A 16,535-nucleotide genomic window follows, 5' to 3' on the forward strand; every position below is an offset into this window, starting at 1 on the left:
GGTCCATTCTTCATCTGGCTAAAAATATCCCGGGGGAGGTTCGGAGGGGGCTGGCCCCCTCCGTTCGGTCGGATCGGTCAAGCCGATCCGAACCCAATCACCCGTGCATCCCCAACCCGTTGGCAATCTTCCAGATCCGCCAATGGTCATGCGGCATATGGCTCTGGACAAGGCCAAAGGGCCGGAAGGCATCATGAACCGCGTTCGAAAACGCGGGTACACCGCCAACATTCGGGCTTTCTCCCACACCCTTTGCACCAATGGGATGGTGCGGAGAGGGCGTGACTGTATGATCGGTCGTATAGTTCGGCGTCTCCCATGCGGTCGGCAGGAAAAAATCCATCAACGTGCCGGTCTTCACATTGCCCATCTCATCATAGGCAATTTCCTGTCCCATAGCGATGGCCAGCGCTTCAGTCACGCCACCGTGGACCTGCCCCTCGATAATCATCGGGTTGATCCGGGTGCCGCAATCATCCAGCGCATAGAACTGTCTGACGTCCCATTCACCGGTATCCACGTCGATCTCCATGACGCAGATATAGGCCCCGAACGGATAGGTCATATTCGGCGGGTCATAGTAGCTGACGGCCTCCAGACCAGGTTCCAGCCCCGGAATGGCCTGATTATAGGCGGCGAAGGCGATTTCTTTCATCGTCTTGAACCGCTCGGGCGCGCCTTTGACAGCGAAGCGATCCACATCCCATTCGACGTCATTGTCGTGGACCTCAAGCAGATAAGCCGCGATCATCTGCGCCTTTGCTCGGATTTTGCGCGCGGCCATTGCCGTTGCAGCCCCGGCCACAGGTGTCGACCGAGACCCATAGGTTCCAAGACCATAAGGAGCCGTATCGGTATCACCCTCCTCCAGCGTGATGTCATCAGCGGGCAGGCCAATCTCACTGGCGATGATCTGGGCAAAGGTCGTGGCATGGCCCTGGCCCTGAGAGATCGTCCCCAGCCGCGCGATGGCTGAACCCGTGGGGTGAATGCGGATTTCGCAGCTGTCGAACATCCCCAGCCCGAGAATGTCGCAGTTTTTCACCGGACCCGCGCCCACGATTTCCGTGAAATGCGTCAGACCAATACCCAGCAGTTTGCGGGTTTTGCCAGCTTTGAAATCCTCGATCCGTTGCGCCTGTTCCGCCCGTAAACCATCATAGTCCACGGCTTTCAGCGCCTTGTCCCAAGCCGTGTGATAATCGCCCGAGTCATACTCCCAGCCCAGCGCGGACTGATAAGGGAACTGATCGGCCTTGATGAAGTTGATCCGACGCAGTTCAGCCGCGTCCATGTTCAGCTTGATCGCCAGAACCTCGATCATGCGTTCGATGAAATACGCCGCCTCGGTCACGCGGAACGAACAGCGATAGGCCACCCCGCCCGGAGCTTTATTGGTATAGACCCCATCCACAGCCAGATAGGCAGTTGGGATGTCATAGGACCCGGTGCAGATATTCATGAACCCAGCCGGGAATTTAGTCGGGTCCGCACAGGCGTCAAAGCCACCGTGATCCGCCGTGGTATGACACCAGAGCCCAGTGATCTTGCCATCCTTGGTGGCCGCGATCTTGCCCTGCATCCAGTAGTCGCGGGCAAACGCGGTGGACATTAGGTTCTCCATCCGGTTTTCGACCCACTTCACCGGCTGGCCGGTGACAATCGAAGCCACAACCGAACAGACATAGCCCGCATAGGCCCCCACCTTGTTGCCAAATCCACCACCAATATCGGGGCTGATCACCCGGATATTGTGCTCGGCCAGACCAGAAATCAGCGATACGACAGTGCGGATCGCGTGCGGAGCCTGAAAGGTACCGTATAACGTCAGCTTGCCCGTCACTTTGTCCATTGAGGCAACACAACCGCAGGTTTCCAGCGGGCAAGGGTGGGTGCGATGATAGTAAACCATCTCTTCGGCGACCACATCGGCCTCGCTCAAAACGGCCTCTGTCGCGTCTTTGTCGCCCTGTTCCCAGGTGAAGATGTGATTGTGGTGCTTGCGCGGCCCATGGGCACCCTCGGTCTGTCCTTCCAGGTCTTCACGTAAGACCACATCTGATTTCAGCGCCTCGAACGGGTCGGTCAGGACGGGTAGTTCTTCGTACTCAACCTCGACCAACTCTGCCGCGTCCGCTGCGATATACCGGTTTTCAGCAACAACATAGGCAACCTCCTGGCCCTGGAATAGAACCTTTCCGTCGGCCAGAACCATTTGCTTGTCACCCGCCAGCGTCGGCATCCAATGCAGACCCAACGGCGCCAGATCTTCGGCGGTCAACACGGCAACCACACCGGGCACGGCCAGCGCGGCGTCTTTATTCACGCTGACGACGCGGGCATGGGCATAAGGCGAGCGGACGAAAGCGCCAAACAGCATCCCGTCTAACTTGATGTCATCGACATAATTGCCTTTGCCTTGGGTAAAACGCACGTCTTCCACGCGTTTGCGAGCACAACCCATCCCTTTGAGATTGGCGGCGCGTTCTTCGGGGGTCAGGGTTTGGTCGTTCATTCCGCAGCCTCCTTCTGAGCGTTCAGCATGTCAGCCGAGGCCGAGATCGCCTTAACGATGTTCTGATAGCCTGTGCAACGGCAGAGGTTGCCAGCCATACCAAAGCGGATGTCTTCCTCGGTCGGGTTCGGGTTTTCCTGCAGCAACCTATGCGCACGGGTAATCATCCCCGGCGTGCAGAAACCACATTGCAGCCCGTGATGTTCGCGGAACATCTCCTGCAGAACGCCAAGGCTGCCGTCATCATTGGTGAGGCCTTCGACGGTGGTGACATCGGCCCCATTCACTTGAGCCACGAAGGTGGTGCAGGATTTGACGGACTTGCCGTCAATATCCACGGTGCAGGCCCCGCAATGGCTGGTTTCGCAACCGATATGAGGACCGGTGATTTTCAAATCTTCCCGCAAGAAGTGGATCAGCAGCGTGCGCGGCTCGGCCAGTCCTTCGACCTCTTTGCCGTTCACGGTGAGTTTTACGTGCATTTTAGACATGGTTTCCCCCCTCAACCCGCGCGATTCTGCGCACGGTCGATGGCGCGGCGCAGCATCACGGCGGCCACATGTTTCTTGAATTCGACGGGGCCGCGGTTGTCGGCCATCGGGTCGATCGCATCGAGCATTGCCGCAACGCAGCCATTTACATCGCCATCGGCCAGCGCATTGCTTGCGCTTTCTGACCAGATGGGCGTATCGGCCAGATTGGTCATTGCGACCGAGGCTGTGCCATTGCCAACCATCACCGCTGCAGCCGCAGTCGCATAGTCGCCGATCTTGCGCTTTTGCTTCTCGTAGGCCTGACCGACACCCGCACCCGGCGCGGGAATGGAGACGCGGGTCAAAATTTCCTCATCTTCGCGCGCTGTGAAATAGGCCGCCTCGTAAAACTCGCGCGCAGCGACGTCGCGCGCTCCGTCCGGACCCGATAGATGAAAGGTCGCGTTCAGGCATTGCATCAGACCCGGCATGTCATTGCCCGGATCGCCATTGGCCACATTGCCGCCAACAGTGCCCATGTAACGCACTTGCGGATCGGCGATCTGCAACGCCGCTTCGCGGATCAGAGGGATCGCCGAGGCCAGGCCGTCATGCGTGATCAAATCATGCTGCGTGACCATGGCACCCAAGACCACAGTGTCGGATCCGACCTCGATGCCCTTCAGCTCATCAATCGCCTGAAGATCGATCAGATGGCCCATCTCTGCCATGCGCAGCTTCATCATCGGGATCAGGCTGTGCCCGCCCGCGATCACGCGCGCCTCGTCTCCATGTTCTTGCAGAATGCCAATGGCCGAGGCGATGTCGCCTGGCCGGTGATACTCAAAACCGGCTGGTATCATGTTTTCCTCCCTGGGTCCGAGCGGTATGCCTTGGGGGACCTGAGGAAAGAAAAGAGGACCCGGCGCTATCGCCGCCAGTGGCGTGAAACAGGGCGCGCCGGTTGTTTCACGAATTGCGAATAAGCTGCACGAGTCGCGATCATAGGCCCAGTGCGTCGCGGATTGCCGTCAGTCTGGATCGGCTGACTGGTACCTTTGGCAAGGCATCAACACCGTCGAAATAGCAGGTTCCGTTGTCCTTGTGCCGCTCAAAACTCGACACATGTTTCGGGTTCACCAGATAACTGCGATGCGCCCGCAAGAACCCGTCGGGTTTCAGGCGCGTTTCAGCCTCGGTAATTGACCAGGGACAGAAGAGTTTCTCGCCCCCCATATAAAGCACCGTATAATGCCCTTCGGCCCGGATGGCGGCCACGCTACCGGCGTCTGTAAAGAAGGTCTGTCCTTCGCGCTCGAACGGAACACCTGCGCGCAATGCCGTTGGCTGAGGTTCAGGCGCGGGGTCTGGCATCGGGGTTACATCAGCGGGCTGAGGCCCGATGAAGGTGATTCCGGTCAACAGGAAAGCCCCACAAATCAGGAAAACCGAAACGGTCACCCCCATCGCTAGCACCTGATTGTTCAGCGCAGGCCCCGCTCCGCCCGCATTGTCGCTGGCTACAAAATCGGTCAGACCAGTGGCTACGAAATGCATCGTGAAGACGGCGAGACCAAAACACACAGTGCCCAGCAAAATGTTGCGCTGGGTACGGTTGTCATAGGCCACCCAGATCGCGAGCACCGACAGAACCACCGAAGCCACGGTCGAAATCGCAATGTCCCAGAAGGTATAGACGGGGCGGCACAGCTCCATCCCGGCCATGCCGACATAATGCATCACCACAATGCCAAGGCCGACGATCACACCTGCCGTCACCATAGTCTGCATCGTGCGAGGTCGGAAATGCAGTAGCAGCAACGCAAGTCCCACCATCAGGATCGCCACAAGAGCTGAGATCAATGTGATCAACGCGTCATAATAAAACAGGATCGGCAGTTGCAGGCCCAGCATCGCAACAAAATGCATCGACCAGATACCGCCGCCCAAAATAACCGCGGCTAGCGCGACCACGAATTTGCGCTTTTGATCATCCAGTTTCGATGCGCCATGCGTCAGGTACAGCCCGGTAAACCCGGCCATCAACGCCACAGCCAGTGACGCAGCCACCAGCCAGGGGTTATGCGAATAGTCCAACATTCAGATTTGGGTGCCCTCCCCGACACGAGGGCGACGTTAGCAAACGGAATTGGCTGGGACAATCATCTGCCCACAAGCAGTGTCAGGCCTGTTTTTCAACCTTCTCGTCGACCGGTTCGACATCCAGTTCGATCACATCCGCTGTTTCTGCTTCGCCAGCGTCGGTCTCGTCCTCGGTCTCGGAGTTATCTTCCAGTGCGCCGACGATTAGCGGCAACATGTGAACACCGGTTGCGCTGGTGATCTCGGGTGTTTGCGGAACCTTCCAACTAAGCGTGTCAAAACTGCCGCAATTGTCGCAGACCGGGGTCCACTCCGCCTGAATATGCTGGCAATTGTCGCAGACCCATTGCGGCCCGCGCGGCGCAGTCAGGGCTTTTGCAAGCCAGCCCTGTACCACGGAGTCCGACGCACCTTCGCCCCGTTCAATCGCCGCCATCAAGGTGTAGCCACGCGCATCTGCCTGCTGTTTGACCACGTCACCCAGTGCGCGGCGCGCCTCGGGGAAGTCTTCGGCAACGATGTTCAGCTCGGCCAGGATCAGGCGGGTTTCTGGGTGTTCAGGATGAATGCGGGTCAACGCCGCAAAGCGTTTGATTCGGTCCTCAGCAGACTCATCCGGCGCGATCTCGGCAAACGCATGGGCGAGGTCGGGATGCGGCTGAGCCTCCCACGCCTTTTTGATGATCTTCGTTGCGGCGCGGGGTTTGCCTTTTTCGATATAGGCCCGCGCGGCCATTGCAGCGGCAGGCACCAGATCGGGCGACATACGGTTGGCCTCAATCGCGCGTTCCTGCTGTTCCACACTGGCGTCTTCGTTCAGGATATCCTTGGCCTCGGACAGGGCCAGAACCGCATCGCGCCGCTTAAACACATCGCGCGGCAGATACCCCGCCTTGAGCTTTGCGTTCAAAGTAGACCGCGCACCAGCCCAATCCTGGGCCTTGGTCTGAAGGTTCAACAATACGTCCTGCGTTTCCTCGTGGCGCGGTTTGATCGCCAGGGCTTTCTCAGCCAGTTTGCGCGCGGTGTCCTGATCCCCTTCGGCCAGCTTCTGCTTCATGATGCCCCGCACACCAACAAACCTGGTCGCGCTATTGGTCACCAGCTTCTTGTAGGTCTCTGAGGCTTTCTTGGTGTCGCCGGTCATTTCGGCAGCTTGAGCAACCAGCAGGTTGGTCAGTTCCGGCTTGCTCAGCAATCTCTCGGCCTTGTTCGCCTTGGTCATTGCCACGCGCCCCTCGCCCGAAGCCAACGCCATCAGACCGTCAGAAAGCGCCTGATAGCCGCGCTGTTCGCGACTGCGATCAAAATAACGCGACAAGGCGGTTTCGTCGCCGTTGAGGAATTTCAGTGTCGCAATCAGAAGGCTGAGCAGTTTGAAGAACAGCCAGACCGCAAAAACCAGCAAGCCCAGCGCGATGACCGATTGCAGCGGGCCCAGCGTGTATTCAGTTCCCGCGACAGTGATCTGCACGCCTCCGCTGGTCTGCATTAAGAACTGGGCGCCGAGGGCCAACAGTCCGATAATCGCAACGAAAACAAGGATTTTAAACAATGACCACAGCATGGAAGGTCCCTCAGTTCGAATTCAGGCTGGACGCGAGCGTATTCGCGGCCTCTACGGCAGAGACCCGCGTCTGTGCCGCCTGCTCCCACTCGGCCACTGCGGTCTGCGCCGCTTCGGGCAGTGATTTCAGTTCCGTCAACGCCCCGTTCAGATCGCCCGAGGCAAGAGCGGCTTGCGCACGCGACAGAATGGCATCCGGGTCGTCCCCATCCTGAGGCGTCACCGACCGCGCACCGGTCTGACGCTGCAGGAAGGCGACAAAGCCTGTGCCCTTATCCGCGTCCCGGGCATCGGCCAACGCTGTCCGCGCAACCGGATCAAAAGACGCGCGCAATGACGAAAGTGTTTCAACGCCGCTTTCTGATGGGCCGGACAGAGCATCCGGAACGTCCACACCACCTGCTTTCAGCTCAGTCACAAGGTCTTGATACGGCTCGCCGGTCTGCATCTGACCACGCAGGCGCGACAAGATCGCGGCATTGGTCGCCGCGCGCGCCTCGGCCGAGGCTTTGGCCTCAAGCGCTTGCGCATCCGCAACCATCTTTTCAACCTCAGCCCGTTGTGCGGCCAATGAGTCTTGCAGCTTGGACAATTCGGCCTCAAATGCGGCGGTTGCTTCGGGCGACGCGTTTGAGGTGACCGGGTTCGCTTCGAGCGTATTCAACCGATCCGATAATGGCCCGACTTGTGCACTCAGCGCTTCAACGCTGGATTTCACTGCGCCCAAGTCGGTTTCGACCGGGCTTAGCTTGTCAGACAAGGCTTTGATTTGATCCGTAAGACCCGAGGTTTCAGACGCCTGGGCAAGTTTCGCAATCTGATCGGATTGATCTGCCAATTTTGCTTCCAGCGCTGCAATAGCCTGGGCAGGGTCGGCTTCGCCCGACGGGATCAGGTCGGCGCGTCCCGCGATGAACCCGATGGCTGCGGCGACGATGCCTCCGATCAGTGCGGGCACAAACCCACCGCGCTTTTCGACAACTGGCTCGGCGGCTTGTTCTGGAACCGGCGAGGTTTCTTCAGCGGGCACTTCGGCTTCGGCTTCGGCTTCGGCTTCGGCTTCGGCTTCGGCTTCGGCTTCGGCTTCGGCTTCGGCTTCGGCTTCGGCTTCGGCTTCGGCTTCGGCTTCGGCTTCGGCTTCGGAAGTCAGGTCTTCGCCAGGGGCGTCCTGGTCAAGCGGTGCATCTTCCAAAGGCTCAGCCGTTTCTACGGCACCCTCGTCCACAAGATCGTCCGATATCGGGGTTTCCACCGGTTTCTGATCGGTTTTCTTTTTGCCCGCCACCGTCACATTCCCCTTATCGATTCTAAAATCACCAGAACTACAGACTGGTCCAAGTTAATCTGCACCCGGCTCGCCCTCAACCCGCATCGCGTGTTTCACAAGCTTTTTAACGGCTTTACGCATGCGCTTGGGTGTGGGTTCTTTGGCAATCTTCAATCGCTGAAACCCCAAGGTTTTAAGGGGCTCTGCAGTCGCCTCGCTGATTGCAGCCAGCCACAAGGGGGCAGTTCCGACCCAAATATCGGCAAATTGTCGCGCGGTCCGAGGCGAAAACAAAGGCGCGATGACCGGCCTTTCACCGATTGAGGCTGCTGCGGCCTCATCGCTCAGCGGCAACAGAAGCTGCTGATAGACGGGCTGTTCTTGGGTGGTCAGGCCCAGTGCCGTCAACCGATCGGCCACGTTGCCCCGGCTATGTTCCCCACGTAGATGTAACAATGGGCTTGTCGGCCGGGCACGCAACAGCGTCGCCACCAACTCCTCGGCGGTGGCCCCCATCATCTGCGCGTCCCATCCGGCACCCTTTGCGGTGCCGGTGGTCGTAGGGCCCACGCAGAAGGCCGGCAGATCGCGCCTGACCCCCAACGAAGCCGCCGCGTTCACCGCATTGGCCGAGGAAAAAACCAACCCCTGGATATCGTCGGTCTGCACCTGAACGGGCAGCGGCTTAATTTCAAGAATAGGGGAATAAATGACCTCGACCCGTGATCTGGTGCGGGTTGGCAGCTGCGCCACAAACCTCTCCGAGGCAGCACGCGGGCGGGTCATCAACAAATACAACGATCTGCGCCTTTGGCCATGGGATTGTTTGCATCCGCGCAGGGTGATACCCCGCATGCCAATCATGATGCAACGGAACGGGCCAATGGTGCAAACACTAACCATCCTTGGGTTAGAAAGCAGCTGTGATGATACAGCCGCGGCCGTGGTGCGGCAAACCGATGGTACACCGGCTAAGATCTTGTCTTCGGTTGTGCATGGTCAAACCGATTTGCACAGCGCTTATGGCGGTGTCGTGCCCGAGATTGCGGCGCGCGCTCATGCTGAAAAGCTGGATATCTGCGTGATGCAGGCGTTGGATGAAGCCGCATTGGCCCTTGGCGATATTGATGCCATCGCCGTGACCGCCGGGCCTGGGTTGATCGGCGGTGTCATGTCGGGCGTGATGTGCGCCAAGGGGATCAGCGCCGCGACCGGGCTGCCGCTGATCGGCGTCAACCATCTGGCGGGCCACGCCCTGACACCGCGCCTGACTGACGGGGTATCATTTCCCTATCTGATGTTGCTGGTCTCGGGCGGTCACTGCCAATACCTGATCGCGCATGGGCCCGAGGATTTCACACGTCTGGGGGGCACAATCGATGACGCGCCAGGTGAAGCCTTTGACAAAACCGCACGGTTGCTGGGCTTGCCCCAACCCGGCGGGCCTTCGGTTGAGGCCGAGGCTCGGTCAGGCGATCCCAAGCGGTTCCGGTTTCCGCGCCCGCTGCTGGATCGACCTAGCTGCGATTTGTCCTTTTCTGGTTTGAAAACAGCCCTGATGCGCATGCGGGATCAAATCGTAGCAGAGAAAGGGGGGCTGACCCGTCAGGACCGCGCCGACCTTTGCGCCGGATTCCAACAAGCCATCCTAGACACGCTGGCTGAAAAAACACGGCGCGCCATTGGACTGTATCTTGAACAAACCCCCACAGAGCCTGTGATCGCTGTGGCGGGCGGGGTTGCTGCAAACTCGGCCATTCGTGCAGCATTAGAGTCTGTTTCCGATGAAATGGGTGCCAGGTTTACTGCCCCTCCCTTGGCCCTTTGCACCGACAACGCAGCCATGATTGCCTATGCCGGATTGGAACGCTTTCGCGCCGGTGCGCGGGACGGTCTGGACCTGACAGCCCGCCCGCGCTGGCCCCTGGATCAAACTAGCCCGGCCATGTTGGGCAGCGGCAAGAAAGGGGCGAAGGCATGAGTGTTTCTGTTCTGGGTTCCGGCGCATTTGGAACCGCCTTGGCCATATCGCTAGCGGGTAACGGGCCAGTGACCTTGTGGTCTCGCGATGCTGCGCAGGCGAGAGCGATGCAAGAAACGGCCGAAAACGCGCAACGCCTGCCCGGCGTGACTTTGCCGCCCCAGATTAGCGTGACAACGCAAATCGATCAGGCATGTCAAACCGATGTGCTGCTGGTCTCGGTGCCCATGCAACAGCTGCGTACGGCCTTGGAGCAGTACAAATCGGCCATGGCAGGCAAAACGCTGGTTGCCTGCTGCAAAGGGATTGAACTGTCCACCGGCCTTGGCCCCGTGGCGGTGATCCGTGAAACTATCCCGGACGCGCAACCCGCGCTGCTAACCGGGCCCAGCTTTGCGGACGACATCGCACGCGGTTTGCCGACTGCACTGACTCTGGCCTGCGCGGATGCGGATTTGGGCAAAGATCTGCAAGCCCGGCTGACCACCACCAACCTACGCCTGTATCGTACAACTGATACCACTGGCGCCGAACTGGGTGGAGCACTGAAAAACGTTATGGCGATTGGATGCGGAGCCGCCATCGGCGCGGGTTTGGGTGACAGCGCACGGGCTGCCCTGATTACGCGCGGCTTTGCCGAGATGCAGCGCTTTGCCACCCAGCGCGGTGCGCAGGCAGAGACATTGATGGGCTTGTCCGGGCTGGGGGATCTGGTCCTGACCTGCTCGTCCGAGTTGTCCCGAAACTATCGTTTTGGTCAAAGTTTGGGTCTAAATCGGCCTTTCAACATAGGCACCACAGTCGAAGGCGTCGCTACTGCACGTGCCGTGGCTGCAATTGCCAAAGCCGAAGGGCTTGATATGCCGATCAGCACAACGGTGGCGGAACTCAGCGACGGTGCCTACAGTGTGGCACAAGCGATTCAGTCATTGCTGGGTCGACCCCTGAAGGAGGAATAGAATGCTCATCGCACTGATCGCCAAAGACAAAGACGGCGCCTTGCAAACGCGGTTGGACAATCGATCGGCCCATCTGGCCTATATCGAGGAAACAGGCGTCGTCTCACAGGCCGGTCCCCTTTTGGACGGAGACGCCATGATCGGATCACTGATCATTCTGGATGTCGAAGACGTCGCCGCCGGGCAGGCTTGGGCGGACAATGACCCCTATGCCAAAGCCGGGCTGTTTGCTTCGGTCGAGTTGATCCCCTGGAAACGGGTGATTGGCTGATGGCATATTGGCTGTTCAAATCCGAACCTTCGACCTGGAGCTGGGATCAGCAGGTCACTAAGGGCGATGCAGGCGAAGAATGGGATGGCGTGCGCAATTATCAAGCCCGGAATTTCATGCGGCAGATGGCCGTCGGCGATCGCGGGTTTTTCTATCATTCTCAGAAAGACAAGGCGATTGTTGGGATTGTCGAGGTCTGCGCCGAGGCCCATCCAGACAGCACCACCGACGACCCACGCTGGGAATGCGTAGACATCAAAGCAGTGCGCCCGTTTTCGCAGGCGGTCACACTGGATCAGATCAAAGCCGATGAGCGGCTGTCCGAGATGGTGTTGGTGCGAAACTCACGCCTGTCCGTTCAGCCCGTCAGCGATGCGGAATGGGATGTGATCTGCGCATTGGGGAATACGCAGGCCGATTAGGAACAAATAAAAGGGAAGGCCCTGAACGATACAGAACCTTCCCTACCCCGCGTGCTCCCTACTCACCACACGCATCTGGAAATATCTGGTTCTGACCGTCCTGGTCACTGAACTATCTATAGACCGGGCAAGGGCCCGGTTTCAAACGGCAAGTCCTTAAACTCTGTCTCAAATGCAAAACGCCCGCCTTGGGGACAAGCGGGCGTTTGTATCTTTGGTTGGATTGGATCAGCCGTAAACGGATTCTTTTCCGAAATGCTTGGTCAGCATGTAGTAGACAACAGCGCGGTATTTGTTGCGTTCGGACATGCCATAGGTTTCCAGGGCTTTGTTGATCGCTTCCATCAGTTCCGGACCATCGGACAGGCCCAGCTTTTTGATCAGGAAGTTGTTTTTGACAGTCTCAATTTCACCGTCCTGGCTGGCGGCAACAGTCGATGCATCCGCATCATAAATCGCAGGGCCACAACCGATTGTGACCTTGGTCAGCAGGTCCATATCCGGATCCATGCCACATTTGTTCTTCAGGTCATCGGCATATTTGGCGATCAAGTCGTCGCGTTTTCCCATTAAACAGTCTCCCTATCAGCAGTCCTGGCTGCGGTTACTCAAATCCTTGAAACAGGTGCGGGAAGGTTAATCACAAGTGTTTTCAACACAAAGGGAAAAATTCCAAGCTTTCCCCCTAAGCGGAGAGACGCTTTCGCGAAGCCGCACGAAACGCTTGATCCGCTAACTCAGAGAAAGCCCGAACCTTACGGCCGGGCGTGTTACTGCCTGCATGAACGAATGAAATCGGAGCCGCAGGAGATTTCAGTAACCCCGACAGCGCTTCAACCAGCGCACCCTCTTCCAATTCCCGCTGAACGGCCAACCGAGATTTGACCGCAAGACCCAAGCCCTGCACAGCGGCATCGGTCAGCATATCTGAATTCGACACCGCAATGCGCCGGGCTACAGATAGCTGTCCTTCATAGGTGTCGAAACGGGTTTGCCAAGGCAAACAAGCCCAGCGCATTTGCCGTAAATCCTCGACAGATGTCGGGGTGCCGTGACGGGCAAAAAACTCCGGGGAAGCGCAGATTATTCGGTCATTGTCGCATAGCTTGCGCGCCCTCAAGTTACTGTCGGATAGTTTTCCGACACGAATGGCGCAATCTATGCCTTCATCCACCAATGATACATAGCGGTCCACTGCCAGAAACTCGATCGTCAGGTCGGGATGCTCGGTCTGGAACTCGTCTAACAAAGGCATGATAAAGCGGGATAAAATCCACGGGGATAGGGTTACACGCAGGTGCCCGCGAAGGGCGCCCTTGCCGCTGCCAGCCTCCAGCTCGGCCTCGCGCAGATCCGACAGGAGGGGTTCGATCCGGTCCAGAAAGATCAACCCCTCGTTGGTTAGCTGAACCCTGCGACTGTTGCGGTGAAAGAGTTTGAGGTTCAGAACCTCCTCCAGCTTCGCAATTCTGTGGCTGACAGTCGCCGCTGAGATACCCAGCGCCTGCGCCGCTGACCCAACGCCACCAGTTTTGGCGACCGAGACGAAAGTCAGCAGATCATTCACATGGTACATTCGAAATTTCCAAACGCTGGTTTCATAATTCAGGCAGTTATCGAAGAAAAAATCAAATGATATCTGCTCTGTCACGATCAGAGGAGGTCCCGATGAAATCACTTTACGCAGCGGTCTGCGCGATGACGCTGGCAACTCCGACCCTCGCGAACGGGTTGGAGACGTATCTGGAATTCGACAAATCGATCCCACCCGGAAACCTGGCCATCGGGCCGGATGGGCGGATGTTCATGTCGGTGCATGAATTCTACGGGCCTGAACTGCGTATTGTCGAAGTGATGCCCGATGGGTCGACCAAACCCTACCCGACTGAAACATGGGCCCGCGCACCACAGGATGATGCGGACGGGCTGAACGGCGTTCTGGGTCTGCGGGCAGATCGGGAGGGCATTCTTTGGATGCTGGATGGTCAGGGCGAGAACCAGACCGGTCGAATCGTGGGATGGGATACCAATACCGAAACCTTGCATGCGATCCATTACATCGGTGCGCCAGTGGCGCGGCCTACCTCGTTCCTGAACGATCTGGCCGTGGATCGGGATCATGAGGCGATCTATATCTCGGACACGGGCGACGGCCAGAACTCGGCCATTATCGTGGTCGATCTGGAAACCGGTCGCGCGCGACGCGTGCTTGAAGGATCAAAATACACGATCCCAGAAGATACACCGATGGTGATCGACGGGCGTGAGATCACGCTGGGCGGCAACCCTGCAAAAATAGGCATCAACCCGATCACGGTCGATCCGACCAATACATGGGTTTATTTCGCCCCGATGACTGCAAGCGCCATGTATCGCCTCCGCACCACCGACCTGTTAGATAAAAGCTTGTCCGATGCTGACCTGGAAGCGCGGGTGGAACGCTATGGAGACAAGCCGATCTCGGATGGGTCCACTGTGGACACGGGCGGCAATGTCTACATCACAGCAATGACCGACAACGCGCTGGGTGTGACGAAGCCCGACGGCAGCTATGAGGTGCTGTACCAGTCAGACGACGAATTGCCCTGGCCCGACGGGTTCTCGATCGGAGCGGATGGCTATGTCTATGCCACCATCAACGAACTGCACCGCTCGCCCGTCTTGAACGGGGGCGAAGATGCCTCGCAAGGTATCTACAAGATCGTTCGATTCAAAGCGTTGGCTGACGCTGTCAGTGGGCGCTGATCACGCTCTAACCCAGCAAGGCCTCGGCAAGCTATCGGCAAAACCCCCAGCCGGGGCCCTGCAGATGAAAATGATCCGCATGCAAGCGGTTGTATTCTGGGCCCAGAACGACGCGGAACCAATCACAGGCCCCCTGGCCGATCTGTCTTAGAAACGCGGCCTCTGGTCCCGCGGAACTCCAATCTGACAACAGCGAAAGCGCCCGCCCATCGGCCAGTTCGACCCCCACGATATCAATCGAGTCGGCGGTGGCATGGCTGCTCCATCGGCTGGATTGACCTTGCGCGGTGCGCATACGGCGACAGTTGTAGCTGCCAGCGTGGCGCAGCTTTTCTACACCCGTACCCAGGAAATCACGCGCAGCAGGCTGCACCACATGGTGCTCCCACATCGCCAATCGCAGGGTTGTCTTACAACTGGTCTCGACCGCGTCGATCCGCGAGGTCACCAGCTGTGACAACAGCCCCCGCACGGTGATCCCGCAGTTTTGATCGACCACCAGATCATCCATCGCCTCAAATCGGGCGCCTGCATCCGACAGCGCGGACCTGCACTGCATCTCATCCGCAAGGGCGCGGTTCAGCTGGTATTTGGTAACTGGTGTGACCGGAGCCTTTACGCTAAGATCGCGCAAAGGGTTCCAATGTGACGGCACGGGCGTTTTGGGATGCGCCAACAGAGCCCAGCCACCGCCACCCAGAAGGATTGCAACGACGGCTATTCTAAAAACGAAAGACGCCGCCAGATACAAGTATCGGCGGCGTCCAGAATTCTGTGTCATCGTCAGACGACAATCAGTAGCGGTAGTGTTCCGGCTTGTAAGGACCTTCCGGTTTCACGCCGATATAGGCCGCTTGCTCATTGTCCATCTTGGTCAGCTTCACGCCGATGCGATCCAGATGCAGGCGGGCGACTTTCTCATCCAAATGCTTCGGCAGGATGTAGACATCGTTTTCGTACTCATCACCCTTGGTGAATAGTTCGATCTGCGCCAGAACTTGGTTGGTGAAGGACGCCGACATCACAAACGAAGGGTGGCCGGTGGCGTTACCAAGGTTCAGCAGACGACCTTCGGACAGCAGAATGATGCGGTTGCCCGACGGCATCTCGATCATATCCACCTGTTCCTTGATGTTGGTCCATTTGTGGTTCTTCAGGCTGGCCACCTGAATTTCGTTGTCGAAGTGACCTATGTTGCCAACGATGGCCATGTCCTTCATCGCACGCATATGCTCGATGCGGATCACGTCCTTGTTGCCAGTGGTGGTGATGAAGACATCTGCGGTTTCGACTTCGTCTTCCAGCAATGTGACTTCATACCCGTCCATCGCAGCCTGCAGCGCGCAGATCGGGTCGACCTCGGTCACTTTCACACGCGCACCCGCGCCGGACAGTGACGCAGCCGAGCCTTTGCCGACGTCGCCATACCCGCAAACCACCGCAACCTTACCGGCCAGCATGGTGTCGGTGGCGCGGCGAATACCGTCGACCAGCGATTCCTTACAACCGTATTTGTTGTCGAACTTCGACTTGGTCACCGAGTCATTCACGTTGATCGCCGGGAACGGCAGGTGGCCTTCTTTGACCAGCTGATACAGGCGGTTCACACCGGTGGTGGTTTCCTCGGACACGCCTTTGATCTGGTCGCGCATCTTGGTGAACCAACCAGGGCTTGCCGCCATGCGCTTGGCGATCTGCTTCTTGATCACCTCTTCCTCTTCCGAACCCGGAACAGGAATGATGTCTTCACCTGCTTCTGCACGAGCGCCCAGCAGGATGTAGAGCGTAGCATCGCCACCATCGTCCAGAATCATGTTCGGGCCATCTTCGAACAGGAAGGACTTGTCCAAGTAGTCCCAGTGTTCTTCCAAGGTCTGGCCTTTGATGGCAAAGACCGGAATGCCCGCATCGGCAATCGCAGCAGCCGCATGATCCTGGGTTGAGAAGATGTTGCACGACGCCCAGCGCACATCCGCGCCCAGGGCAACCAGCGTTTCGATCAGAACGGCCGTCTGGATTGTCATGTGCAGCGAACCAACTATGCGCGCGCCTGACAAAGGCTTGCTTTCACCGTATTCCGAACGCAGCGCCATCAGGCCTGGCATTTCGGTTTCGGCGATATCCAGCTCCTTGCGGCCAAACCCGGCCAGCGAAATGTCTTTAACGATATAGTCCCCGGCCATCTGGCGCTCCATTTTTCCGGTCAATCACACTGTGGCTGCCCCTAGCATC

16 protein-coding genes are annotated in these 16,535 nt (G+C 58.2%); 5 read left to right on the forward strand and 11 right to left on the reverse strand.

Annotation, left to right across the window (positions count from 1 at the left end):
• Positions 1-97 precede the first annotated feature (97 nt).
• The 7 genes from ABLN87_RS06480 to ABLN87_RS06510 all read right to left on the reverse strand — a co-directional run bounded on the left by ABLN87_RS06480 (position 98) and on the right by ABLN87_RS06510 (position 8,678).
• Positions 98-2,515: an aerobic carbon-monoxide dehydrogenase large subunit gene (locus ABLN87_RS06480; RefSeq protein ID WP_353008420.1), complete on the reverse strand. Its 2,418-nt coding sequence runs from the start codon at positions 2,513-2,515 to the stop codon at positions 98-100.
• Positions 2,512-3,006 carry a (2Fe-2S)-binding protein gene (locus ABLN87_RS06485; protein WP_353008421.1) on the reverse strand — a complete coding sequence of 165 codons (495 nt, stop codon included), beginning with the start codon at positions 3,004-3,006 and terminating at the stop codon, positions 2,512-2,514. The genes ABLN87_RS06480 and ABLN87_RS06485 overlap by 4 nt, the downstream gene beginning before the upstream one ends.
• Before the next feature lie 11 nt (positions 3,007-3,017).
• On the reverse strand, positions 3,018-3,851 hold the full coding sequence (locus ABLN87_RS06490) for an FAD binding domain-containing protein (protein ID WP_353008422.1): 834 nt from the start codon (positions 3,849-3,851) through the stop codon (positions 3,018-3,020).
• Between the two features lie 139 nt (positions 3,852-3,990).
• Entirely contained in the window at positions 3,991-5,088 is a 1,098-nt protein-coding gene (locus ABLN87_RS06495) for an MHYT domain-containing protein (protein WP_353008424.1), read from the reverse strand.
• 82 nt (positions 5,089-5,170) lie between these two features.
• A complete protein-coding gene (locus tag ABLN87_RS06500; RefSeq protein WP_353008425.1) occupies positions 5,171-6,658 on the reverse strand; it encodes a heme biosynthesis protein HemY in 1,488 nt (495 codons plus the stop codon).
• A 10-nt stretch (positions 6,659-6,668) separates the two neighbouring features.
• Complete coding sequence (locus tag ABLN87_RS06505) at positions 6,669-7,943, reverse strand: COG4223 family protein (RefSeq protein WP_353008426.1); 1,275 nt, start codon at positions 7,941-7,943, stop codon at positions 6,669-6,671.
• Between the two features lie 54 nt (positions 7,944-7,997).
• Positions 7,998-8,678: a uroporphyrinogen-III synthase gene (locus ABLN87_RS06510; protein ID WP_353008427.1), complete on the reverse strand. Its 681-nt coding sequence runs from the start codon at positions 8,676-8,678 to the stop codon at positions 7,998-8,000.
• Positions 8,679-8,808: 130 nt separating this feature from the next.
• On the opposite strand from ABLN87_RS06510, the gene tsaD reads away from it, so the two are divergent.
• Genes tsaD through ABLN87_RS06530 form a run of 4 tightly spaced genes read left to right on the forward strand, consistent with a single transcriptional unit; the run spans position 8,809 to position 11,558 of the window.
• Complete coding sequence (gene tsaD / locus ABLN87_RS06515; RefSeq protein ID WP_353009243.1) at positions 8,809-9,906, forward strand: tRNA (adenosine(37)-N6)-threonylcarbamoyltransferase complex transferase subunit TsaD; 1,098 nt, start codon at positions 8,809-8,811, stop codon at positions 9,904-9,906.
• Positions 9,903-10,865, forward strand: coding sequence for an NAD(P)H-dependent glycerol-3-phosphate dehydrogenase (locus ABLN87_RS06520; protein WP_353008428.1), 963 nt, complete (start codon positions 9,903-9,905; stop codon positions 10,863-10,865). Before tsaD ends, ABLN87_RS06520 begins: the two co-directional genes overlap by 4 nt.
• Position 10,866: 1 nt before the next feature.
• The gene (locus ABLN87_RS06525) at positions 10,867-11,136 is read left to right on the forward strand and encodes a YciI family protein (RefSeq protein ID WP_353008429.1); all 270 of its coding nucleotides are present in this window, start codon (positions 10,867-10,869) and stop codon (positions 11,134-11,136) included.
• Entirely contained in the window at positions 11,136-11,558 is a 423-nt protein-coding gene (locus ABLN87_RS06530) for an EVE domain-containing protein (RefSeq protein ID WP_353008430.1), read from the forward strand. Before ABLN87_RS06525 ends, ABLN87_RS06530 begins: the two co-directional genes overlap by 1 nt.
• A 228-nt stretch (positions 11,559-11,786) precedes the next feature.
• Here ABLN87_RS06530 and ABLN87_RS06535 read toward each other — a convergent pair whose 3' ends face one another.
• Both ABLN87_RS06535 and ABLN87_RS06540 read right to left on the reverse strand, forming a co-directional pair.
• Positions 11,787-12,128, reverse strand: a complete 342-nt coding sequence (locus tag ABLN87_RS06535; protein ID WP_170534337.1) for a DUF2853 family protein — start codon at positions 12,126-12,128, stop codon at positions 11,787-11,789.
• Between the two features lie 115 nt (positions 12,129-12,243).
• Positions 12,244-13,134, reverse strand: a complete 891-nt coding sequence (locus ABLN87_RS06540) for a LysR family transcriptional regulator (protein ID WP_353008431.1) — start codon at positions 13,132-13,134, stop codon at positions 12,244-12,246.
• 92 nt (positions 13,135-13,226) lie between these two features.
• On the opposite strand from ABLN87_RS06540, the gene ABLN87_RS06545 reads away from it, so the two are divergent.
• Positions 13,227-14,303 carry an L-dopachrome tautomerase-related protein gene (locus ABLN87_RS06545; protein WP_353008432.1) on the forward strand — a complete coding sequence of 359 codons (1,077 nt, stop codon included), beginning with the start codon at positions 13,227-13,229 and terminating at the stop codon, positions 14,301-14,303.
• Positions 14,304-14,334: 31 nt separating this feature from the next.
• On the opposite strand, the gene ABLN87_RS06550 is transcribed toward ABLN87_RS06545, so the two are convergent.
• Together ABLN87_RS06550 and ahcY are read right to left on the reverse strand one after the other, a co-directional pair.
• The gene (locus ABLN87_RS06550) at positions 14,335-15,084 is read right to left on the reverse strand and encodes an extensin family protein (protein ID WP_353008433.1); all 750 of its coding nucleotides are present in this window, start codon (positions 15,082-15,084) and stop codon (positions 14,335-14,337) included.
• A 13-nt stretch (positions 15,085-15,097) separates the two neighbouring features.
• The gene (gene ahcY / locus ABLN87_RS06555; protein WP_353008435.1) at positions 15,098-16,486 is read right to left on the reverse strand and encodes an adenosylhomocysteinase; all 1,389 of its coding nucleotides are present in this window, start codon (positions 16,484-16,486) and stop codon (positions 15,098-15,100) included.
• Between the last annotated feature and the right edge of the window lie 49 nt (positions 16,487-16,535).

It is taken from the genome of Ruegeria sp. SCP10, from assembly GCF_040329495.1.
Classification (GTDB): Bacteria; Pseudomonadota; Alphaproteobacteria; order Rhodobacterales; family Rhodobacteraceae; genus Ruegeria.